The organism is Thalassotalea crassostreae (assembly GCF_001831495.1).
Taxonomy (GTDB): domain Bacteria; phylum Pseudomonadota; class Gammaproteobacteria; order Enterobacterales; family Alteromonadaceae; genus Thalassotalea_A; species Thalassotalea_A crassostreae.
Genome location: NZ_CP017689.1, coordinates 2,240,452 through 2,263,283, shown reverse-complemented (window position 1 = coordinate 2,263,283; position 22,832 = coordinate 2,240,452). Strand labels below are relative to the sequence as shown.

The following is a 22,832-nucleotide window of genomic DNA, read 5'->3' as shown; positions in this document are numbered from 1 at the left end:
AGGGTTTTTTGTTTGGGTTATTTAATTTAATTTAAGTTTGAGGTTTAGGATTAGCAAGTTTGAAAGCAATCGCAATGCTCGTTTTGATAAAGCAAAGTCGAGGCAAGGCGTTATTATCAATTATACTAAAAAAACTGATCAAGATAAAAACAAATTTACGCAACTTCACAGCAGCAGATCAGTAATAAACAAATGAGGCAACAATGGATTTTTCATTAGATGAAATGCAAACTATCGCCGTTGATGGTTTTAAGAAATTCTTACAAGCAGAAATTAAACCAATCGCTGACGAATATCGTGATAAATATATTCCAACTGAATTAGCCAAAGACATCCAAAAGAAACTTGCACCATTTGGTGTGGTTAATGGTTTTTTGCCTGAAGAGCTTGGCGGTTTCGATATGGATGCGGTGACTCAAGGCCTACTCATGCATGAGCTTGCAAGGGTTTCGCCAGATATTGCCATCACCACCTTAATTTATTTTGCCTCTGGTAAGATGGTTGCCGGTACTCCTGAGCCACTGCGTAGTATATATCTCGATAAATTCTTAGAGTGTGATCTAATCGCATCTGTCGCTATATCTGAACCAGGCACTGGCTCTGATATTTCTTCAGCGACTTGTCGTGCAAAGCCAGATGGTGCTGATCATTTTGTGATTAACGGCGAAAAAATGTGGATATCATCAGGTGACTATTCAGATTTTATGTACGTATTAGCAAACGTAACTGAAGGCGATGAAACTGGTCTTGCTGTATTTTTAGTTGATCGTGAAGAGCATGGTTATGAAACCACCAATATCGACAAGACAGCATTAAATAGCCAATCTACCGCACAAGTATTCTTTGATAACTGCCGTGTACCTCGAGAAAACATGGTGGCAGCACCAGGGCAAGGATTGAAAATGCTGTTAACATTACTACAATCTTCTCGTCCTATCGTAGGTTTAATGGCGATGGGCATTGCCCAAGCGGCGTTTGATGAAGCACTACAATATTCTCTTGATAGAGTGCAATTTGGTAAGCCAATTGCAGCCAAGCAAATCGTGCAAGAAAAGCTAGCGACTATGTATACCCAAATCGAAGCGGGTAAGTTAATGGCATTTAAAGCACTGCATTCAATTGATATGAAGAAACGCTCAGACATCGACGCGGCAATGGCAAAATGGTACTGCACCGATTTAGCCTGCGAAATCGTTGATGAAGCGACTAAAATTCACGGTGGTAATGGTGTTACCCGTGAATTCCCTGTTGAATATATGGCGCGAGCGGCGAAAGTTTTTCGTGTTACCGAAGGGACTAACGAAATCCAAAAACTAATGATTGGCCGTGCCATCACTGGTTTAAGTGCGTTTTAAGTTAAATTATTAGGAAATAACATTATGAACTTTGATTTAACCATGGAACAGCAAATGATCGCCGACATGGCTGCTGATCTTGCAAAAAAATACGACCCAGAATACTGGCGTGAAATGGATGAAAATAAACAATATCCAAAAGAGTTTATGGAAGAAATTGGCTCGCTAGGATTCTTTGGTTTACCACTTGAAGAAAAGTGGGGTGGTGCTGACGCTGGTTTAACTGATGTAGCACTTGCCATGGAGGCTTTGTGCCGCGGTGGCGGTGGCGGTGGTCCAGCGCTTGGTTACTTGTTTGGCTTATTGGGTAATTTATCTGTGGCTCATCATGCTAATGATGAACAAAAATCTAAATATTTACCGGCATTTGCAGCTGGTGAAAAAACCTGTGCTTTTGCTTTATCAGAGCCTAACGCTGGTACGAACTCATTAAACATTGAGACTTTTGCAAAAAAAGAAGGTGATGATTATATAATAAATGGCGGCAAGTGGTTTATTACTAACATAGATAATACTGATGCAGTATTGGTTGTTGCTCGTACTTCGAAAAAAGAAGACGTAAAAAATAAAGCGGCGGGTATTTCACTATTTCTAGTAGATTTACCCTGTGAAGGGATCAGTTATACGCCAATAGATAAGCACGGATATCATTACTATAAATCCTTCCAAGTCTTTTTTGATAATGTAAGAGTATCTAAAGACTGCTTGTTAGGTGAAGAAGGAAAGGGCTTCTATCAATTACTAGGCACCTTAAATCCAGAGCGTATTTTAATTGCCTCTGGCGCCTGCGGTACCGCTAAACTTGCACTTGAACACGCGATTGAATACGCAAAAGAGCGTAACGTATTTGGTCAACCTATTGGCGCCCATCAAGCTGTTCAGCATCCTCTTGCTGCGGCGTACGCTAAAGTAGAAGCTGCTTGGGGACAAGTACTGAAAGCCGCTACCTTATACGACGATGGCAAATCTGATAAAGACGTTGGCGACGTAGCGAATATGGCAAAATGGCTTGCTGCAGAAGCTGCTTTAGAAGCAACGCATCATGCGATGCAAACCTTGGGCGGCTGTGGATTTGCTCGCGAATATCATGTTGAACGTTGGTTTAGAGAGTGTCAGTTGTTCCGTTTGGCCCCGGTAACACAACAAATGACGTTGAACTATTTAGGTGAACACGTTCTTGGTTTGCCGCGTTCATATTAATAGTCCCATAAAAGCGTTTCTAAAACAAAAAACGAAACGTTAGTTAGGGTTTATAATCTCTTCGTTTTAAGGAGCGCAAAATAGTCTATTTGATTTTTTGTTACTGTTTTGTGATTAAGACGTTAAAAATCAAGGAAATTTTTGATACTATCGACTATAAATAAATTGTATTATCAAAAATAACTAAAAATCATCAGGGAGATTTAAAGTTTATGTCCATCATCCAATCAAAAATGAGTAAATTATTTTTTGGCGTTTTAGCAACAGTTTCACTATCTGCTTTTGCTGCAGAAGGAGAAAGTGAAGCAGATAAAGCGGCAAAAGAGTTAGCTAACCCTAATACTGCCTTTGCATCATTGAATTTCAAATTTCAACATCGTACTTACGAAGGAGATATTCCGGGCGCTGACGATCAAGACAGTCAAATGATATTGTTTCAGCCATCTTTGCCGTTTCCACGAGACGATGGTACGAAAATAATTTGGCGTCCAGCAGTTCCTATACATGTGTCCACCCCTTGGGCTGAAGAATCAGGTCTTGGCGATATTTCTATGGATGTTGCCTATGCGTTTGCGCCACCAAAAGACAATCCTGGCGAGTTAATGGCACTTGGTGTTTTTACATCATTACCTACTGGTGATGAAAAAGTTGGTGGCGGTGAATCTACTACATTAGGACCTGAGTTTTTATGGGGTCAGATCTCTGCAGATGGTATTATCGGTGCGTTTCCTAATCACCAGTGGGATGTTGGCGGCGACATAGATATCAGCATTACATCATCACAATTTTTCTGGGTGAAATTACCTGGTGGAGGTTGGAATTACGGAACATCACCAATAATTTCTTATGACCATGTAGCTGAACAATGGACAGTACCGGTAAACTTTTCATTTGGTAAAACAGTAATGTTTGGTGCTCGTCCATGGAAACTAGGTATGGAAATAAACTACTACGTGGAAAAAGATGATGATTTTGGTCCAGAATGGATGATCAGCTTTAACATTTCACCTGTTGTTGAAAACGTTATGGCTAACTGGTTTAGATAAATCAATACTTTATTTATACCTTAAACATGAAAACCGCTATATTCTAGCGGTTTTTTTATGTGGTCTGTTGAAGCATTATTAATGACATTTAATTAATATTAAGACTAAAATTTTAGGTTATTTATACGCTCAATATAAGATTTCCGATAATCGGCTGGGGAATGACCGGTCCAGCGGTTGTATGCTTTATTAAAAGAGCTGGCGCTGGTGTAACCGAGTTTAAAGGCTATTTCTTTAATTTGTACACCTTGCTGTTGTAGTAGGTGCCTTGCTAAAGTCGGCAGGACACTGCTCTTTACTTTATTGATATCACTATTATGCTCAACAAGTTTTTCTTTAATAAATTCTATACTTAAGCCGAGGTCTTTAACAATATCTGCATGGTCTATATTATTGCTAATTATGGTATCGATAAACCACGAGCGGACTTTGTAAACCATGTTATCTGGAGCAACATCAATAAGGCGTCTTGCCGCTAACTGGTAATAGGCAAGGTTACATTGGCTATCGCCGGCCGGTAATAGAGTCGATAGACGACTTTTATTAATGATCAGTTGGCCAATATTTTCTTCAGTAGTTTCCACCGGACAGCCAGCTAATTCGGAAATAGCATCTCTCGATTTTTGACTGATACCGCTTGGTAAAACAATTTTATCAGGGCTAAAGCTTGCGCTAGATACCGTTCTTAAATTAGATAAACTCGCTGCAATACCGCCTTGTATTGTTTGGTAATGAATATTCTCTTCAACAACATCAGCATCAGGATGGAAGGTTAACGTCGCAACCGTATCGCCTTCTAAAAATGTAGTGGTATTAAAGGTAAATAGGATACGGCCAAATTCAGCCCATTGCTCAAAGAAGCAGCGTAATGTAGTCGCAGAACCTACACAAAGACCAAACACACCGAATAAAGCTGGGTTTATTGGTTTGGCAAAATTAAGTTGCATTGCTACGTTGAGGTTAGTCTTTCCCCATCTATGAACGATGTTTTTAATATATTTGCGTCCACTTACGCTAATATCATCGGCGTTAATGTATTGTTCTAATAACTCAGCAAGCTCCTGATCGGTATCATTAATTTGTTCGTTATAAATTTTTTTAAACGCTTCTAGAATAAAAAGATAACGTTTTGTTTGAATTGATGCTTCAAGTTTCATAGATTAGACTTTAGAATTAAATATTCGTTATGCTAATAAATATTAGCAGATTCAGTATATTATGCTGATTACTAGTTATAAGGCAAGGGAGAAGACAAGTTGCAAATACTTGATTATCAACATTCAGTGATTCGTTCACTACTGCATATGCTTATTCAAACACTGGAAGAAGCAGGTGAAAGTGTCGATTCATTGCGCCAATATATTGAATTAGTTGATGCTCAAGACTTACTTGCACAATGTGGTCGAGTTAAAGGTAGCTCGTTTTTGCCTATTTTATCAATGATTATTGATAATCCTCGAAAACCATTTTTAGCATTAAATATGGTCAATAATTATCGACCGGTAACGCTTAATGCGCTTGGTCCTTTATGTTATTCCTGTAAAACTGTTGAAGAAAATGTCGAATTGCTGATAAAACACTGCACAATGGTTTCAACGGGGTCAGTAGTAAGGACAATAAAAACGGAAGATAATTGGTTTGTATATGCTGAATCTACCCATGGAAAGTTATCTGAAACAAATATGCAGTTTGCGTGGGTTTGTTTAATGTATGCACATTTTAAATTCAGTATTAGTCCTGATTTTGTATTCCATAAAGTATGTTTCTCTACTGCTAAACCTCAGCAAAAGTACGTCGACCAAATCCAGAAAGTATTTAATACAGAGATAGAGTTTGATGCACCGATGACTGGATTTTATTTAACCAAGGGCCAGTTAGAAATAGAGCAAATTGGCTATGATCCTCAAATTTACGATGTTAATCAAAAGCTTGTAGAAGAATATACGAAGCGCTTTGAACATTTTGAATTACCGACCCGAATCTATAGTAATATTATTGATCTAATGAAAAAGGGCGTATTTTCAAAAGAAGCGATAGCTCGCGAGTTGGGAATGAGTACCCGAAGCTTAAGTCAAAAGATTAAGCAATTTGGCTTAAATTATCGTGATATTTCTGAAAATGCCCGTATGACTTTAGCGAAAGAATACTTATCCAATTTGGATTTAAAACTCGTTGAAGTTGCTGAGAAATTATGTTTTTCAGAAAATAGTAATTTTACCCGCTCTTTCAAAGCTCATACAGGTGAAACGCCAAGGGAGTTTAGAAGTAAACTGAAAAACGAGAGTGTATAATAAGCTTTATTTTTGCTTCACTTTCTTAGGTTGTTTTGAACATTATTTCAAAGTTAATGTAGCCAATTCATTTAAATCATTATCTTCTAAAATGAAATATAAATAATTCTAATTATTTATTTGATTTATCAGTGCTTTTTCCTAAAATTAATATATAGCAGTATGACTTAATAGAGAGTTCAATTAAGAAGCTCCGAGGAAATAAAATGAAAGATAAATTTAATTTAATGAAAATGTTTGTACTTTCGAGTGCACTTGTACTTTCTCCAAACGTTTTTGCAGAAGAAATGGCCAAAGAGGGAACTGAGAAATCGAAGTCAAAAGTTAAATATGACTCAGATGAAGGCTTTGGTGGGCCAGCAGAAACTGGTCATCAGTTAGAAGACGATGATAAAGACAAATATCCAATTTTTAGAATTAAAGGATTAGATGACAGTGTTAAAGGCGTTAAAGATTGGAAACACGATATCTATGAAGACACTGGTCTGCAATTTGGCTTAGATTATAGTGTGTTATATCAAAGTTTGAGTGACACAACACCCGGCGCTGCTTACGATTCAGCTGCTTCTGGTATCGCTCGTTTTTATGGTAAGTGGGAACTTGTCAATAAAGGCACAGCGAACAAAGGATCATTAGTCTTTAAAGTGGATCATCGTCACGAGTTAGGCGATACCACTCCATCTGAACTTGGTGGCAATGCTGGTTACCTAAGTCAAACCGGTATGCTGTTTAGTGATAAAGGCGGGGTGTTAGTCGACTTAAACTGGCAACAATATTTTAATGATGGTAATACGGCAATAGTTGTTGGTAAATTCGATCCAAATGACTATTTTGATGTTTTAGGTTATGCGATTCCTTGGACCGCTTTTTCAAACTTAGATACTTTATTAAATATGTCTATCGCGCTTCCTGATAACAGTTACGGTGTTGCCATTGGCCATTGGTTTAGTGATACGATTTATGTCCAAGCCGCGGTTAATGATGCTAACGGTAGCGTTGATACCGATGACCCATTTGAAGAAGGCTTCGACGAGTTATATAAAACTGTAGAGTTTGGCTACTCACCATCTCGCGGCGAACGCTATTTTAAAAATATCCACGTAACGCTTTGGCAAATGGATGATAGAACCGCATACGGTGAATATGACGAAAGTGATGATGGTGCCGAGGGTATTGTCATTGGTGCTAACTATACTTGGGACTTGGAGCACATGGTTTTTGCTAAAGTTGGTGTTTCCGATGTGGATGAGATAAAACACGATATTGTTCAGCTTTACCAAGAGTTCGTTACTGTAGGTTATATGAAGTATTTCCAACAACGCTCTGATTTGTTTGGTATTTCAATGTCACACGGTAATATTGTTGATGAAATTATTGATTTCGGTTTCGCACAAAATGAAAGTCAATCTACGATCGAGAGTTTCTATCGAATGCAATTAGCACAAAATTTTGCCGTAACAGCAAACATACAATATTTAATAGACCCAGCAAACAACACTGAAGATGATGTCTTAGTTACGGGGATCCGATTCAGAATGACGCTGTAGTTACTGTCTTCTTGCGTAGTTAAAAATAAAAGAGCTAAACGTAATGTTTAGCTCTTTTTTTTGAAATTATAATTAACCTTTCGTCAAATATTCGTAAGATTTAGTCAATAATTTTTTTTGTGGTACCAAATAAAGTAAATATTAAAGCACCACTGAGGCTAAATGTAGCGGCGAGAATAAATGCTGAATTGTAGCTGTTAGTTACATCGACAAGCCAACCTGTTAACGCCACCGAGAGAATACCTGGTAGCGTTCCAGCGGTATTAACTATTCCAAATAAGACTTCCGAATGCTTTGGCGCGATATCCATAGGATTTACGGTGTAACCAGAATAGCAAAAAGATAGTAGCCCTAATGCTCCACACGTGCATACTATCGCCATCACTGGCTCTGTAATATACAAGGCTAAAAGTAAGCATAGCGCTGAACCTATTAAACCGATACTTTGCACTAGCTTTCGCACAAAACATACTGACTTACCACGAGCGATAAGTTTATCTGTGGTATATCCAGCAACACTGATCATGACAATCATGGTTAGCCAAGGCGCCGCCGAAGAAAAGCCTGCTTGGGTGATACTAAAACCATGGACGTCTGAAAAATAACTCGGTAACCAAGCGATAAATAAATATAAAGTCCATTGAGTGGTAAAAGCCGCATAAAATAATGCCCAAACTGGAGGCTTGGTAAAAAACTGTTTCCATGGAATGACTTGATGTTGCTTGATCTCGTCCTTTTCTGCATAAATGAGCGCAATCTCCTGCTCACTAATATGAGGGTTTTCACTAGGTTTAGAATAAGAAAATTTTAGCCAGAATATGATCCAGATAAACCCAAGGCCACCAAATAGGTAAAATACTATTTCCCAACCATAGTGATGGATAACCCAGCCAGAGCCAATTAGTCCGATAATGGTGCCAAGCGGTGCTCCAGTAGAAAAAGTACTAATGGTTCGTGCTTGCTCTGATCTTGGAACCCAATGTTTAAACATTGAATAGGCAGCAGGGACGCTTGCTCCTTCACCAAGACCTAGTAAAATACGGCCAATAATTAACAAAGGAAAAGACGCCACTGCTAACATTGGTGTTAACATGGTAAATAAAGACCAAAAGATCACTGCGCTGCCGAGTACAACTTTACCGCCAAACTTGCTAGCCAAAATTCCGCCTAAGATTTGCATTATCATATAGCCGATAAAAAACGAAGCTAAAACAAGACCTTTGGTTGTATCATCCCAACCAAATTGCTGTTGCATTGGTAAAATAGCAACGGAAATATTTACCCTATCGATAAAACAAATAATCAGTGCGAATGTACACAAAATAGTAATATTATGGCGTTGTTGCCAATTTGATAAAAAAGCTGAATTTAACATATTCATTTATTCGTTATAGGCAAAGCAGAGGAGAGTGCTCAAGTTTAGTCGTCACGCAAAAGCACTTTCATTCTAGCGGTAATTAATGCATTACCAGCATCGTCGAGCATTTTTCCAGACAAAGAAACAAGATAGCCACTTAATGACTTTTTAAATTCAATGCGATTTGTGCGCCAGACAATGGTTAATACTTGATCTGGTAATACAGCGCGATGAAACCGATAACTGCAATCGAGGCCCATAAAAGTGCCGGTATCTTGAAATTTTTGTGTTAATACGCCACCACACAATCCTGATGTGTGTGCGCCACTTGCAATAATACCAGGGTAACCTGCTTTGATTGCCGCCTGTTCATTAAAATGAATCGGATTGGTATCACCAAGAGCCGTCGCACCATTTGCAATATCGTGAATAGTTAGGGTCATCGTTTGGCTATATATTTCACCAACATATGTTCTTTCTGTCATCAAACCCCATTCCTTTAATATTTGTTATTGAGCTCGACTCAATCATATCTCCTAACTGTGATGTTATCAAGTTGATAATGATTCAATTTACAAAGGCTCTTTTGTTACTGGATTTCATGGTGTTTTATGAGCGTAATAGCTAGATTTCTTAATGTTTGTATTTTCTTTTTAAACATTGTTATGGGTTGATAATAAGATTTTAATGAGTTAGGCTCAGTATGGTGTTTTCTAGTGTGGTTGATAAAAGAGATCTAACAACGCTAGAATAAAGAAATAAACATTGTTGAGGTAGTTGTGGCAAATTCTTTTTTTAATAGAGTGATATTGATCCCTGCAGCGGTATGGTTATCAGTATTTTTTGGTGGTTCTATGGGATCTGGCGTTGAGCTAGTTCAATACGTCACTGTCAATGGGCCTATCGGCGGCTTTATTGCTATTGCTAGTATAGTAGCGGTCGTAGCATTGGTTATATTCCTTTGCTTTGAGTTATCACGGACACATCAAGCTTACGACTACAGAAAATTTAGCAAGATTATTTTAGGTAAATTTTGGTGGCTTTATGAAATCGCCATTTTACTGTCGATGATAATTGTTATCGCTATTTCATCAACGGCAGCAGGTACCGTGCTTGGTGAGTACTTTGATACCAATAATTATATTGGCCAAATATTGCTACTCTCAACAGTTATCTTCTTTACCTATAAAGGCAGGGAGTTTATCGAAAAATCAATGGAATTTGCCTCGGCTAGTTTATTGATAATTTTGACGGTTATAGCAGGCTACGTATTTTTCAATCTTGGTGATGTTACCAGTGCCCATTTTGCTAACGATACAGCCTCAGTAGCGCCAATAGGTGTCGGCATGCAATATGCCATGGTTAATGTCGCTTTCTTTCCATTGTTATTATTTGCTGGCCGTAAAATTCAACAACGAAAAGAATCATTTGTCGCCGGTTTTTCAACCGCAGTAATTGGGGTTTTACCATTGGTAGCTCTGCATTATGCTATGGTGTCCCATTATCCTGAAATATTAAATTCCGGCGCTGAAGTACCGGTTTATTGGTTATTAGAAAAGCTTGGCTCTGAATGGTTGATCGATATTTATGTATTGATTTTATTTGTATTAATTTTGCAAACTGGCGTTGGCATGATGCAGGGGTTTGTTGAACGAATTGATAACTATTTGCAAGAGAAAAAAGGCACAACGTTAACTGCTACGCAGCATGGTTTGACGGCAGGCGCTATGGTGATATTTAGTTTAGCGTTGTCGACGATGGGCATCGTTGGTTTGATTTTGGCTGGCTATAAATTTTTATTCCTAACCTTTATTGTCGTGTTTTTTATCCCACTTTTAACCATAGGTTTATACAAGGTTATTACTAATAAAGCTGAACTTGTAGGTGCAAAATAACATGACAGCTAAAATTGAATTACACGGTATAGAGTCGTTATTTTCCTACGAAGGAAAAGAACTGTTTACCTCTCGCCCGATGCATATCAGCGCCGAAATGATCCAAGATTTTTGCCGAAGCGTGAATCAAATGGATTGGTTTCATTTTGATCAAGAGCGCGCAAAAGCTTCGCCTTTTGGCGCGATTGTCGCACCTGGTATGTTTACTATGTCATTGTTGCATTCGGTATACTTTGACCATGTTGAATTACATAATATGAAGGCATTATTTTTAGGCACTGATCGATTTAGGATCCTAAAGCCAGTAAAAGCGGGCGATTCTATCGTACTAAAATTTAGCGTCGATAAAATCGAACAGCGTAAAGAGGGGATCGCGGTGCATTATGATTTTACTTGGACAGTGGAGGGCGAAGAGCAACCTGTCACCCTTGGAAACTTCATCGTTCGTTATTGGCCGTTATAAACTCAATTCACGATCCCTACCACAGAAGGTAATAGTAAAGTTACCTTCTAATTTTATCTTCTACTTTCTTTGTTTTAAATTTTATTTACTACCTTTTAATTTTCTTTGCATTGTATTTTCGTTTTCTATTCTCTTTTCTACTGATAAGCACCGTAGCCCTTACAATTTAGCCTTGTTAGATCCATGTTAAAAAAAACTGTATTTAGTGGTATGACCAGTTTGTTTTTCTGTTATACTCGAACGATAAATAACGATTACAGAATAAATTACAGGGTTAAGGTTTTCACTATGTTGAGCTATAAAGCGCCAATTACGGATATAAAATTTCTTATTGAAGATGTGTTTGATTATTACGAACATTACCAAAAGTTTGATGAGTTTGAGGAGGCTACTCCTGATCTAGTTGATGCCATCATGAGTGAGTGCGCAAAATTTTGTGAAAATGAATTGCTGCCGCTTAACCAAAGCGGTGATAAAGAAGGCTGTAGCTTTAATGAAGGAATCGTAACCACGCCATCAGGGTTTAAAGAGGCGTATAAGCAATATGTTGATGGTGGCTGGCAGAGTTTATCTCACCCTGTCGAACATGGCGGGCAAGGGTTACCACCGTCATTGGGGATGGTAAAGTCTGAGATGATGGGCACTGCTAATTGGTCTTGGGCGATGTATCCAGGATTAAGCCATGGCGCGATGAACACTATACAAACGCACGGCACTGAAGAGCAAAAAGAACTTTATTTAACACGTTTAACTGAAGGTACTTGGACTGGTACGATGTGTTTAACTGAGCCGCAATGTGGCACAGATTTAGGTCAAGTAAAAACTAAAGCAGAAGATAACGGTGATGGTACTTATAACATTACCGGCACTAAAATATTTATATCTGCTGGTGAACATGATTTAACTGAAAATATTGTTCATATTGTTTTAGCTCGTTTACCGGGAGCTCCTGAAGGAACTCGTGGAATTTCTTTATTTATCGTATCTAAGATGAATGTTGATCAGCAAGGAAATATTGGCGAAGCCAATAATGTGACTTGTGGGTCAATAGAAGAAAAAATGGGAATTAAAGCTTCCTCGACAGCGGTATTAAATTTTGATAATGCTAAAGGTGTTTTAATTGGGCCAGAAAATAAAGGTTTGGAATGTATGTTTACCTTTATGAATACTGCTCGCGTAGGTACTGCTTTGCAAGGCGTTTGTAGCGCAGAACTTGCTTATCAAAATTCGCTTTTGTATGCCAAAGAACGCTTGTCTATGCGTTCTTTAACTGGAAAGAAACATCCCGACAAAGTTGCCGACCCAATTATTGTTCATCCTGATGTTCGTAAAATGCTGATGACACAAAAAGCAATCAGCGAAGGCGGTAGAGCTATGATCTACTACACCGCAAAATTGGTTGACGAAATCGAAATGGCGAAAACCGAGAAGGAGCGTAAACGAGCAGATTATCGTTTAGGATTTATCACCCCTATACTGAAGGCTTTTTTAACGGAATTAGGCTCTGAAAGCGCAAATCATGGTCTGCAAATATTTGGCGGCCATGGCTATATTAAAGAGTGGGGCATGGAGCAAATTGTACGAGATGCTCGGATAGCAACTTTGTATGAAGGTACAACAGGGATCCAATCATTGGACTTGTTAGCCCGTAAAATATTGCTCAATCGTGGTAAGTCCTTTAAACAGTTTGCCTTCGAAATTTTGGGTTATTGTAAAGACAAGTCGATGTTATCGACTAACCCACATAAAGCACAAATGAATCGGTTTATATGGCCTTTAAGTAAAGCAACGGCAAATTGGCAGCAATATACGTTGCGCTTAGCGCTAAAAGCGAAGAAAGATCGTGATGTTATAGGCTCTGCGTCGGTCGATTATTTGATGTATTCAGGTTATGTGACAATGGCTTATTTCTGGGCGCAAATGGCACAAACAGCCTACGAAAAACTAGCGACAGATGTTGAAAACAGAGATTTTTACAGAGCAAAAATTAAGACTGCTGAGTTTTATTTTGAACGCATTCTTCCTAGAACAAAATCGCTTGCAGAAACGATGATGGCAGATCCTAAAACATTGATGCAACTTGATGAAGATTTACTAAGTTTCGTTGATTAATAACCATAATGTTATCAGCTAAAAGAGCCTCAATGAGGCTCTTTTGTATTACAAAATATAAAAACGTCACTAATTTCAACTTTTTATCACTTAAAGACAATTCTTCCAAGGTTTAAAGTTTTAGTATGAGTTAACAATTATTTTACCGTTAACTCTTATACTAAGGTATACAATGTCTGTTAAAAATAGCAATTCTTCTAAGAAAGTTAGAATGTCGCCAACTTGTTCACATTGGGGAAATTACCGAGTTGAATCAGACGGTGAACAAATCATTTCTATTAAAAACTATGACGTTGATAAAGAACCGACAGACATCGGACAATCGCTCAATGATGCCTTAGATAAGGGCGCTCGTATTGCCCAACCTATGGTGCGTAAAAGCTATTTAGAAGACGGAATAAACAGTGATGGTAAGGGGCGAGGTAAAGAGCCCTTTGTTGCTGTGAGCTGGGATGTCGCACTCGATTTAGCGGCTAAAGCGATTAAAGTTACTAAAGATAAATACTCGAATGATGCGATTTATGGCAGCTCTTACGGCTGGGCAAGCGCTGGTCGATTTCATCATGCACAAAGTCAAATACATAAATTTTTAGGTTTGTGTGGTGGTTACGTTGACTCGCTAAATACATATTCATCTGCTGCTGCTGAAGTCATTATGAATCATGTCACTGGAATTCCATTTTTGTTATTGGTTCGAGAAGCACCTAGTCCTGAGGAAATCGCTAAAACGTCGAAAAATTTTGTATTGTTCGGCGGTGCCGCAATCAAAAATTCGCAAGTTAATGCTGGTGGCATTGGCGCTCATACTGCAATACAGCAGTTAAAACAGCTTAAAGATGCCGGGGTGAATGTTGTTAATATTAGCCCAATTCGTGACGATGTTATCAGTGAACTAGACGCTAAGTGGATGGGTATAATACCAAATACTGATGTTGCGTTAATGCTAGGTTTAGCGCACACGATAGCGATTAATGACCTTGTCGATAACGATTTTATTAATAAATATACGGTAGGTTTTGAAAAGTTCTTACCTTATCTACTCGGTGAGACTGATGGCATTGCAAAAGACGCGACATGGGCAGCAAATATTTGTGGAATTAGCGCGCAAGAAATAATTGAACTTGCCCTTGAATTAGGTCAAGCACCAAGTGTGTTAAGCATTAGTTGGTCGTTACAACGCCAAGAGTTTGGCGAACAAACCTATTGGATGTTTACTACGCTTGCAGCCATGTTAGGTCACATCGGTAAAGTCGGAGCCGGTGTGGGTTACGGTTACGGCTGTATCCATAATATGGGTTTTGGCGGACGCAAAGTACCAACTTATAAAATGGGTGCTTTTGGTATGGGAATTGGTGAGCGGGCGGCACTAGGTGATAAAAAGTTTATTCCTGTAGCACGTCATACTGATATGTTGAATAACCCTGGAGCGAAATATCAGTACAATGGCATGGACTTAACTTATCCCGATATTAAATTGATTTACTGGGCTGGTGGTAACCCTTTTCATCATCATCAAGATTTAGATGAACTCGCCAAAGCATGGTCGAAACCCGACACAATCATTGTTAATGAAGCTTTTTGGACGGCAACGGCACGACATGCTGATATTGTATTCCCCTGTACAACTATGATGGAACGCAACGACATTGGTGGCAGTAGTTATGATGCGTATATTTCGCCGATGCGACAAGCAGTTAAACCGTTTGCAGAGTCTCGCTCTGATTTTGATATTTTTGCTGGATTGGCCGAAAAATTAGGGTTTTTCGAAGAACTTACCGGTGGCAAGTCTGAAATGCAATGGGTTGAACAACTTTATAATACAACCCGTGATAACGCAGCAAAAATTGATGTTAACTTGCCTGAATTTAAGGAGTTTTGGCAAGGAGAGCAGTTTTATGTGGGCGACCAACTTGATGATATTGAGTTTACGTTAGAGCGCTTTCGTCGTGATCCCAACAAGTTTCCATTGCGCACACCGTCTGGAAAAATAGAAATATTTTCTGACACCATTGCCAGCTTTAATTATGACGATTGTGTCGGACATGCAAAGTGGTATGAGCATACCGAGTGGCTTGGTAGTGACATGGCAATTAAATACCCATTGCATTTAGTATCAAATCAACCTAAAACTCGACTGCATAGCCAGTTTGATCATGCTCGAACGAGTCGGGAGTATAAGATAAAGCACCGTGAGAGAGCTCGTATCAATTGTGTTGAAGCTAAGAAGAGAAACATAGAAGATGGCGACATTATTCGCTTGTTTAACGATCGCGGTGCTTGTTTAGCCGGGGTTGAAATATCAAATGAAATTCGAGATGGTGTTATCGAACTGCCAACAGGTGCTTGGTACGATCCGAAAACAGTTGATGGCAAGAAAATAGAAGCTCACGGCAACCCTAATGTACTTACTAAAGATAGGGGCACTTCTAGGTTAGCACAAGGCTGTAGTGCCCATAGTTGCTTAGTAGAAATCGAAAAATATCACGGTAAATTACCAGACGTGACGGTATTTGAGCAGCCTGAAGTTACAGATTTGTATTAGTAAATAGTGTTTGCTCGCGGGTAGAGCGTTGTTTCTCGCGAGCGACAGAGGTTTATTTCAAATTATGTTTTTAACTGCAATTTAGCAATTGTTTTTTAGGTAGAGCTTTAACTCTTTGTGTTTACAGATAAAAATTTATTTATTTCTTTGCACAGATCCACTGACTTTATTGTACTAAATAGGTCAACAGTTTCTGTCTCCTCTCGCTTAACTAATGTCAATTGCTCTAAAAACTGAATATGAGCGAGCAACTCACTAATAAACATTACATAGATATTGTCTTTGACCTTACGCTTATATATAGGCATCAACGTTTGACTCACAGTTCGTGGCTGAGTCAAGGCGGCAAGTAATTTATTCAGTAATTTACAATGGTTTTCGATAATTTCATCGACGCGCTTATGCAGTCCAATAAACGGTTTTGAGTGAGCGGGAAGTACTAAGGTATCGCTTGGTAGCTGTTTTAAACCATTAAGCGCGTTAAGCCAACGGCCTAACGGGTTTTGTTTTCGATGATCTTTAAACTTTGGGTTCTTCGGATACAAGGTAACCATTGACGGGATCTCAGGGATCACTTGATCGCCAGAAAATAATAAACCCAGCTCTTTACAGTATAAACTTGCGTGAGCGGGTGAATGGCCGCTACCAATAATGATTTCAAAACGGTGATCACCAAGCTCAATTACATCTTCGTGTCTAATAAATTGGCATCGTCGTGGCAAGCCATCAACCGCTTTATCAAAGCCATCGTCTCGTTCTTCTTTTACTTTATCGGTAAACTCAGGTGACATTCCAGCTCTTAATAAGTAATCAAGATAGTATTTAGGAGGACTACTGCCACTGATACTGAATAAATACGCCATCATATCGTATTCACGTTGACTGATAAGTATTGGGCAATCATGTTTCTTTTGTAACCAACTGGCAAGGCCGACATGATCTGGATGGGTATGGGTGATAACGATTTTATTGATCGGCTTATTATCAAGAATATTATGCTCAACGTCTTGCCAATACTGCTTTGAATAATTTGTACCCATGCCGGTATCGATTAAACACCAACCATCACCATCTTCAATTAAGTAGAGGTTTATATGATCGAGCTTAAAAGGCAAAGGCACACGAAACCAATATATACCATCGCCAATTAGCTGTTTCTGATACTTTTCAGGAATAGAAAAAGGGTAATTTAGCTTAGATTCATGGTCATTAATTTGGCAGGAATTACTATGCTCATCATCCTGTTTATAATCTTCAATGGCCAATGCTGTTCTCCGTATATGTCGGTCAATTAAATAATGATAATGGTTAATATTAGCACCAAAGCATTGTTGTTAAAGCTAAATATGCCTAGGTAAAACGATGATGCTTAAATTGACTTGTTATTTACATGGACTGTAGCTATTGACAATAATAGCGATGAATTAATCGGATTGCCAAAATTGTCAATTCCAATACCTAAACTGATAAGTGAACATCAAAACATCCGTGTAAAGTAAGGTTAAGACAAAATTTTAGTTATTAGGTAATAAAAATGAGCCAACAGTCAGGGCATACCCCTAAGGCCTTAAAGCATTGTTTAAATACAAGTGATGTACGAAAGGCCGCTCACAAGGCGTTGCCATTAGCAATACGAGAATATATTGATGGCGGCGGCGATGACGAAAAAACGCTGGCTGAAAATACTCGTACGTTTGATGATGTCTGCTTAATGCCTAATTTTGGTACTGGAATAGAGTCTGCTGATTTAACCACGACGATTCTTGGGCAAAAATCGGCATCGCCCATTTTATTGTCGCCATGGGGCGCACACAAAGTTATGCACTCTGACGGCGAAAAAGGAACAGCAAAAGCGGCGGCTAATACCGGGTGTATCTACAGCATGTCTAATTTTGCCACAACGTCTATGGAAGACGTTGCTCAAGTTTCCGATTCAGCAAAATTTTTTCAATTACAACCAGCGCGTGACAAAGGCATTATGAAACACATGCTTGAACGTGCTAAAACCTCTGGCTATAAGGCGTTAATCGTAACGATTGACAATCCTATACATGGTAATCGAGAGCGTGATGTACGAACCGGTTTTGGTATTCCTCCGACGTTCCCTTTACGTAGCATCCTTTCATTAATGGCTCACCCTAAATGGGTGAAGGGTTATATGAAAAGCAAACCGGACTTTGCCAATTTTCAGCATTACTTTGACCAAGGTAAAGATCAACAGTGGCTATTTCACAACTTGGTTTGCCCGGTTACGTGGGAAACGCTTACTTGGATTAGAGAGAACTGGCAAGGCCCTATGGCTATTAAAGGAATATTGTCTGCTGATAATGCCAAACAAGCTGTTGCGATAGGCGCCGAAGGCGTCATTGTTTCTAATCAAGGTGGGCGAAATTTTGATGCAATACCATCTACTTTTTCGGTTCTCCCTGATGTTGTTGATGCGATTTCAGGACAAGCTGAAATAATTCTTGATGGGGGACTACGTCGAGGAACCGATGTAGTAAAAGCTCTTGCTATGGGAGCAACAGCTGTATCAACAGCTCGACCTTTTGTTTATGGTTTATCTGCTGCCGGCAGTGCTGGTATTGAATTTGTAATCAATATGTTTAAGGCTGAAATAGAGCGTGCAATGATTGTTTGTGGCGCAACTAATATCAATGACATCAATGCAAGTATGTTGCGTCATAAATAGTACTCAAATTTCTAACATGCTGCTGTATATGAGAATAACCGCATTTCCTTTAATAGGGCTGCGGTTTTTATTTATCCAACTTTTGTATAAACATTTATAAAAATCAATAAAGAAACATTTGTGCTTAATAAGAGCAGTTTTATCTAAGGTAAAAAGCAGACGGCAAGGTCTTTGCCGTTTCTGACAATTTTTTTACAAGAGTGCGTGCTACTTTTAAATCATCCACTAAATCCAATAATTACAATTAAAATAAATTTAGCCCATAACAACGCCTGTGTTGTTAATGCAAGAGAGAGAATATTATGTCAAATAACCTAACACCCGAGCTAACACCCGAACAACGCATGCAAAAGCTTGGCTATGAAATTACTGGTGAGTTGCAGCTTCCTCCAGGGTTTGAAGTACTACTTTCGATGGTCAAAGTAATTGACAAGCGCGTTATCGTCTCTGGTCACGGGGCATTAAACCCCGATGGCACTATTGCTACGCATTTAATGGGACAGGTTGGTGATACTCTTACTTTGGAACAAGCTCAAGAAGCGGCTAAATTAACGGCTCTAGCAATGGTTGGTACGCTAAAACGCGAATTAGGAGAATTATCTAAAATTAAGTCTTGGGTAAAAGTGTTAGGCATGGTTAACACAGCTCCAGGTTTTACTGGTCAAACACCGGTAATTGATGGCTTTTCAAGAACTATTATTGAAATATTTGGTAAAGAAAGTGGCATGGCTTGTCGCAGTGCTGTTGGTATGGCAATGCTACCAATGAACTTAAGTGTTGAAGTTGAAGCTGAATTAGAACTTCACTAATTACTAGGTTGCATTAACATGTCAAATTCTGAAATTAAATTGCACGATAAATATGAGCGTAATAACGACAACGCTTATATGACGGGCTCACAAGCGCTTGTTCGAGCGCTATTGGAGCAACGATGGTTAGATGAAAAAAACGGCTTAAATACCGCTGGTTTTATTTCTGGTTATCGTGGCTCTCCAATGACCGCGATGGATGTACAACTATGGCGCGAAGAAAAACGTTTAACTGATAATCACATTAAATTTGTCCCTGGTATCAACGAAAATTTAGCGATGACTTCAGTTTGGGGTACCCAACAAATCGATTATTTTGGTGATAGTAAATACGATGGCGTATTTTCTATGTGGTACGGAAAAGGCCCTGGTCTTGATCAAACAATGGACGGTCTTCGTCAAGGTAACTGGCATGGTAGCGCCAAAAATGGCGGCGCCTTAATTTTAGCTGGTGACGATCCTAATATGTCATCAACCATCAATAACTATCATTCGGAAGTGTTGTTCGAAGATTTGTTAATGCCAGTGTTATTTCCAGCAGATATCCAAGAAGTATTAGATTTATCATTGATGGGAATTGCATTATCACGTTTTAGTGGCGCTTGGGTTGGCTACAAACTACTGCCTGAAACCATTGAAACATCGGCACGAGTTAATATTGCCGAAAACCGTTTTGAAATACAATATCCGGAATTTAATTTTCCTGAAGGTGGCTTAAACTCTCGTAAAATAGACTCTCCTTATGTGCAAGAACAACGTATCAAAGAGCATAAGTTAAATGCAGCAATAGCGTTTGCTCGCGCAAACAACCTGAATAAAATTACCTTTAATAGTACTAAAGCCAAGATTGGTATTGTCGCTATGGGTAAGATTTGGCGCGACACCATGCAGGCGCTTAAGGATTTAGGTTTAGGCGAAAACGATTTAGAAAGCTTAGGCATTAGAATATTAAAAGTATCGATGCCTTATCCAGTAGATTTACAGACTTATCGAGAATTCGCTCAAGGTCTTGAACATGTTATTGTTATTGAAGATAAACGTGAAATACTCGAGAAAGCGGTAATTCAAGCCTGTTATGATTTACCTGAATCGCAGCGGCCGAAAGTGCTAGGTCGTCATGATGAAAATGGCAATATCTTATTAAGAAACTCAGGTGCGCTTACCACTGATGATATTACTAAAGCGCTAGCAAAGCGTTTACTTGATATTACACCGAATGATAATGTCGCGACGAATTTAGAAATATTACAAAACTCTGGTTGTAAGCTTGGTAATTTGCCATCGTTAGATATGGCTCGTTTGCCTTACTTTTGTTCCGGTTGTCCGCACAATACCTCAACAGTGACACCAGATGGTAGTCGCAGTTTTGGTGGGGTAGGTTGTCATTATATGGCCAATTGGATGGATAGGGATGTTGATCTCTATACTCATATGGGCGGTGAAGGTGGCACATGGATTGGCTTATCTAATTTTGTAAACACCAAGCATATGTTCCAAAACTTAGGTGATGGAACGTACTACCATTCCGGCTCTGTTGCGGTTCGTGCTGCAATTGCTGCCAAGGTTAATATTACTTATAAAATCTTATACAACGATGCGGTTGCAATGACTGGTGGTCAACCGGTTGATGGACCTATATCCGTTAATAGTATTGCCGACCAAATGCGAGCAGAAGGCGTTGAACGTATTGCTGTAGTTACAGACGAACCTGAAAAATACAAAACCTATAGAGCATTCCCGAAGGGGACAACGATTAATCATCGTGACGATTTAGATTTGATTCAGCGTGAACTTAGAGAGATACCAGGAGTGACCATATTAATTTATGATCAAACCTGTGCCTCTGAAAAGCGTCGTCGCCGTAAGCGTGGTAAATTCCCTGATCCTGCTAAACGCATGTTCATTAATGATCGAGTGTGTGAAGGTTGTGGTGATTGTGGAGAAAAATCTAACTGTCTATCAGTAGAGCCAAAATCAACAGAATTTGGCCGTAAGCGTATGGTAAATCAGTCTACTTGTAATAAGGATTATCGTTGTAACGACGGTTTCTGCCCGAGCTTTGTAACTGTATTAGGTGGCAAGGTTCGCAAAGGTAAGGGCGCCGCAGAAGGCTTAAACGATTTACCACATGTACCCGATGTAACGCCTTATCAATTACAAGGTGATACCACTTATAACATCATTATTACTGGCGTTGGTGGAACTGGTGTTGTTACCGTTGGCCAAATCTTAGGGATGGCTGCTCATGTCGATAACAAAGGTGTCTCTGTTGTCGAGCAGCTCGGTTTCGCGCAAAAAGGCGGTCCGGTTAAATCGCATGTCAAAATAGGTAACGACGCAGAGGCCATCAAAGGTGTTCGTATCACCGCTGGTCAAGCTGACTTATTGCTCGGTTGTGACATGTTGGCTGGCGCCGATAATGAAACCTTGTCGATGGTTAAAGATGGTAAAACCTTTGCCGTAGTGAATAATCATCAAGCGATCACTGGAGAATTTACTCGTGATGGTGATTTGCAATACCCGCTCGAACAAGTGAAGACTCGATTAGAAGGATCGTTAGGAAATAACTTAGAATTTATCGAAGCCAATAAAGTCGCAACCGCGCTTATGGGCGATTCAATAGCGGCCAACTTCTTTGTTGTTGGTTACGCATGGCAAAACGGAAAAATACCGTTAACCGAGCACAGTATCTTAAAAGCAATAGAGCTTAATGGCGTTGCCGTTGATTTCAATAAGCAAGCGTTTATGTGGGGACGTATCTTTGCCAACGATCAGCAAGCTGTATTGCGTTTAATATCGGCTGATTATGTAAATCAAGAAGAGATCAAACCTCTTGCTGAACGTGTTCAGCTGCGTGTTCACGAGTTAACCGATTATCAAGATTCAAAATATGCTGAACGATATAGAGCGTTTGTAAATAAAGTATCGGACGCTGAAAAAGTATTAGATATCACCGATAATTCATTAACCCAAGCAGTTGCCTTATATGCCTATAAACTAATGGCTTATAAAGATGAGTATGAAGTGGCTCGATTGTATGCAAGCGGTGAATTTGTCGAAAAGCTAAATGCGCAGTTTGAAGGAAACTTCAAACTTGAATTCAACCTTGCTCCTCCAGGTATTGCTAAAAAAGATAAAGTAACAGGTAAGCCGAAGAAGATTCGATTAGGTGGCTGGATGTTAAAGGCATTCGGTATATTAGCGAAATTTAAAGGCTTGCGCGGCACTGCGTTTGATATATTTGGTAAAACAGAAGAACGTCAAATGGAACGTCAATTAATTGAAGATTATTTTGCAATGATTGATGACGTGTTAGCAAATTTAACCGCTAGCAATTATGCGTTTGCAGTGGAGATTGCCGAGCTCCCTGATTTAATCCGTGGTTATGGTCATGTGAAAGAGGCGAATGTTGAAAAATTTGAAGCGCAAAAGCAAAAACTTATCAATATTTTTAAACATGGCGATTTAGCATCGGAAGCAGAAATTAAGGTTGTAAATTTATAGCAACTCGATAAGCTTAGGT

Annotated in this window: 16 protein-coding genes; 12 read left to right on the top strand and 4 right to left on the bottom strand. The window is 39.1% G+C overall.

Going from position 1 to position 22,832, the window contains the following annotated elements:
* Positions 1 to 203: 203 nt before the first annotated feature.
* The 3 genes from LT090_RS09805 to LT090_RS09795 all read left to right on the top strand — a co-directional run bounded on the left by LT090_RS09805 (position 204) and on the right by LT090_RS09795 (position 3,601).
* A complete protein-coding gene (locus LT090_RS09805) occupies positions 204 to 1,355 on the top strand; it encodes an acyl-CoA dehydrogenase family protein (protein ID WP_068545437.1) in 1,152 nt (383 codons plus the stop codon).
* Between the two features lie 24 nt (positions 1,356 to 1,379).
* Positions 1,380 to 2,555: an acyl-CoA dehydrogenase family protein gene (locus LT090_RS09800; RefSeq protein ID WP_068545438.1), complete on the top strand. Its 1,176-nt coding sequence runs from the start codon at positions 1,380 to 1,382 to the stop codon at positions 2,553 to 2,555.
* Between the two features lie 212 nt (positions 2,556 to 2,767).
* Entirely contained in the window at positions 2,768 to 3,601 is an 834-nt protein-coding gene (locus LT090_RS09795; RefSeq protein ID WP_198360657.1) for a hypothetical protein, read from the top strand.
* Positions 3,602 to 3,705: 104 nt separating this feature from the next.
* On the opposite strand, the gene LT090_RS09790 is transcribed toward LT090_RS09795, so the two are convergent.
* Entirely contained in the window at positions 3,706 to 4,758 is a 1,053-nt protein-coding gene (locus tag LT090_RS09790) for a helix-turn-helix domain-containing protein (protein ID WP_068545440.1), read from the bottom strand.
* 99 nt (positions 4,759 to 4,857) lie between these two features.
* On the opposite strand from LT090_RS09790, the gene LT090_RS09785 reads away from it, so the two are divergent.
* Together LT090_RS09785 and LT090_RS09780 are read left to right on the top strand one after the other, a co-directional pair.
* Positions 4,858 to 5,892 (top strand): AraC family transcriptional regulator, encoded by a 1,035-nt coding sequence (locus LT090_RS09785; protein WP_068545441.1) that lies wholly within the window; start codon positions 4,858 to 4,860, stop codon positions 5,890 to 5,892.
* Between the two features lie 206 nt (positions 5,893 to 6,098).
* Positions 6,099 to 7,439 carry a carbohydrate porin gene (locus tag LT090_RS09780; protein ID WP_068545442.1) on the top strand — a complete coding sequence of 447 codons (1,341 nt, stop codon included), beginning with the start codon at positions 6,099 to 6,101 and terminating at the stop codon, positions 7,437 to 7,439.
* A 100-nt stretch (positions 7,440 to 7,539) separates the two neighbouring features.
* On the opposite strand, the gene LT090_RS09775 is transcribed toward LT090_RS09780, so the two are convergent.
* Positions 7,540 to 8,820, bottom strand: coding sequence for an ACS family MFS transporter (locus LT090_RS09775; protein WP_068545443.1), 1,281 nt, complete (start codon positions 8,818 to 8,820; stop codon positions 7,540 to 7,542).
* A 38-nt stretch (positions 8,821 to 8,858) separates the two neighbouring features.
* Entirely contained in the window at positions 8,859 to 9,281 is a 423-nt protein-coding gene (locus LT090_RS09770; RefSeq protein WP_068545444.1) for a MaoC family dehydratase, read from the bottom strand.
* Positions 9,282 to 9,575: 294 nt separating this feature from the next.
* On the opposite strand from LT090_RS09770, the gene LT090_RS09765 reads away from it, so the two are divergent.
* The 4 genes from LT090_RS09765 to LT090_RS09750 all read left to right on the top strand — a co-directional run bounded on the left by LT090_RS09765 (position 9,576) and on the right by LT090_RS09750 (position 15,808).
* Complete coding sequence (locus LT090_RS09765) at positions 9,576 to 10,691, top strand: YkvI family membrane protein (RefSeq protein ID WP_157726597.1); 1,116 nt, start codon at positions 9,576 to 9,578, stop codon at positions 10,689 to 10,691.
* 1 nt (position 10,692) lies between these two features.
* Positions 10,693 to 11,154, top strand: a complete 462-nt coding sequence (locus tag LT090_RS09760; protein WP_068545446.1) for a MaoC family dehydratase — start codon at positions 10,693 to 10,695, stop codon at positions 11,152 to 11,154.
* Positions 11,155 to 11,442: 288 nt separating this feature from the next.
* Positions 11,443 to 13,266, top strand: coding sequence for an acyl-CoA dehydrogenase C-terminal domain-containing protein (locus tag LT090_RS09755; RefSeq protein WP_068545447.1), 1,824 nt, complete (start codon positions 11,443 to 11,445; stop codon positions 13,264 to 13,266).
* A 172-nt stretch (positions 13,267 to 13,438) separates the two neighbouring features.
* On the top strand, positions 13,439 to 15,808 hold the full coding sequence (locus tag LT090_RS09750; protein ID WP_082897083.1) for a molybdopterin-dependent oxidoreductase: 2,370 nt from the start codon (positions 13,439 to 13,441) through the stop codon (positions 15,806 to 15,808).
* Between the two features lie 107 nt (positions 15,809 to 15,915).
* On the opposite strand, the gene LT090_RS09745 is transcribed toward LT090_RS09750, so the two are convergent.
* Positions 15,916 to 17,073: an MBL fold metallo-hydrolase gene (locus LT090_RS09745; protein WP_068545449.1), complete on the bottom strand. Its 1,158-nt coding sequence runs from the start codon at positions 17,071 to 17,073 to the stop codon at positions 15,916 to 15,918.
* A gap of 269 nt (positions 17,074 to 17,342) precedes the next feature.
* Between LT090_RS09745 and LT090_RS09740 the strand changes: the two genes are divergently transcribed.
* From LT090_RS09740 to LT090_RS09730, 3 genes are all read left to right on the top strand, one after another.
* Positions 17,343 to 18,500, top strand: a complete 1,158-nt coding sequence (locus tag LT090_RS09740) for an alpha-hydroxy acid oxidase (RefSeq protein WP_068545450.1) — start codon at positions 17,343 to 17,345, stop codon at positions 18,498 to 18,500.
* Positions 18,501 to 18,802: 302 nt separating this feature from the next.
* Positions 18,803 to 19,309 carry a RidA family protein gene (locus LT090_RS09735; protein ID WP_068545451.1) on the top strand — a complete coding sequence of 169 codons (507 nt, stop codon included), beginning with the start codon at positions 18,803 to 18,805 and terminating at the stop codon, positions 19,307 to 19,309.
* 18 nt (positions 19,310 to 19,327) lie between these two features.
* The gene (locus tag LT090_RS09730) at positions 19,328 to 22,813 is read left to right on the top strand and encodes an indolepyruvate ferredoxin oxidoreductase family protein (protein WP_068545452.1); all 3,486 of its coding nucleotides are present in this window, start codon (positions 19,328 to 19,330) and stop codon (positions 22,811 to 22,813) included.
* Positions 22,814 to 22,832: the final 19 nt, after the last annotated feature.

Coding starts and splice junctions, on each gene's coding strand:
- LT090_RS09805 (WP_068545437.1), top strand. CDS start 204: ATGGATTTTTCATTAGATGAAATGCAAACTATCGCCGTTGATGGTTTT.
- LT090_RS09800 (WP_068545438.1), top strand. CDS start 1,380: ATGAACTTTGATTTAACCATGGAACAGCAAATGATCGCCGACATGGCT.
- LT090_RS09795 (WP_198360657.1), top strand. CDS start 2,768: ATGTCCATCATCCAATCAAAAATGAGTAAATTATTTTTTGGCGTTTTA.
- LT090_RS09790 (WP_068545440.1), bottom strand. CDS start 4,758: ATGAAACTTGAAGCATCAATTCAAACAAAACGTTATCTTTTTATTCTA.
- LT090_RS09780 (WP_068545442.1), top strand. CDS start 6,099: ATGAAAGATAAATTTAATTTAATGAAAATGTTTGTACTTTCGAGTGCA.
- LT090_RS09775 (WP_068545443.1), bottom strand. CDS start 8,820: ATGAATATGTTAAATTCAGCTTTTTTATCAAATTGGCAACAACGCCAT.
- LT090_RS09770 (WP_068545444.1), bottom strand. CDS start 9,281: ATGACAGAAAGAACATATGTTGGTGAAATATATAGCCAAACGATGACC.
- LT090_RS09760 (WP_068545446.1), top strand. CDS start 10,693: ATGACAGCTAAAATTGAATTACACGGTATAGAGTCGTTATTTTCCTAC.
- LT090_RS09755 (WP_068545447.1), top strand. CDS start 11,443: ATGTTGAGCTATAAAGCGCCAATTACGGATATAAAATTTCTTATTGAA.
- LT090_RS09750 (WP_082897083.1), top strand. CDS start 13,439: ATGTCTGTTAAAAATAGCAATTCTTCTAAGAAAGTTAGAATGTCGCCA.
- LT090_RS09740 (WP_068545450.1), top strand. CDS start 17,343: ATGAGCCAACAGTCAGGGCATACCCCTAAGGCCTTAAAGCATTGTTTA.
- LT090_RS09735 (WP_068545451.1), top strand. CDS start 18,803: ATGTCAAATAACCTAACACCCGAGCTAACACCCGAACAACGCATGCAA.
- LT090_RS09730 (WP_068545452.1), top strand. CDS start 19,328: ATGTCAAATTCTGAAATTAAATTGCACGATAAATATGAGCGTAATAAC.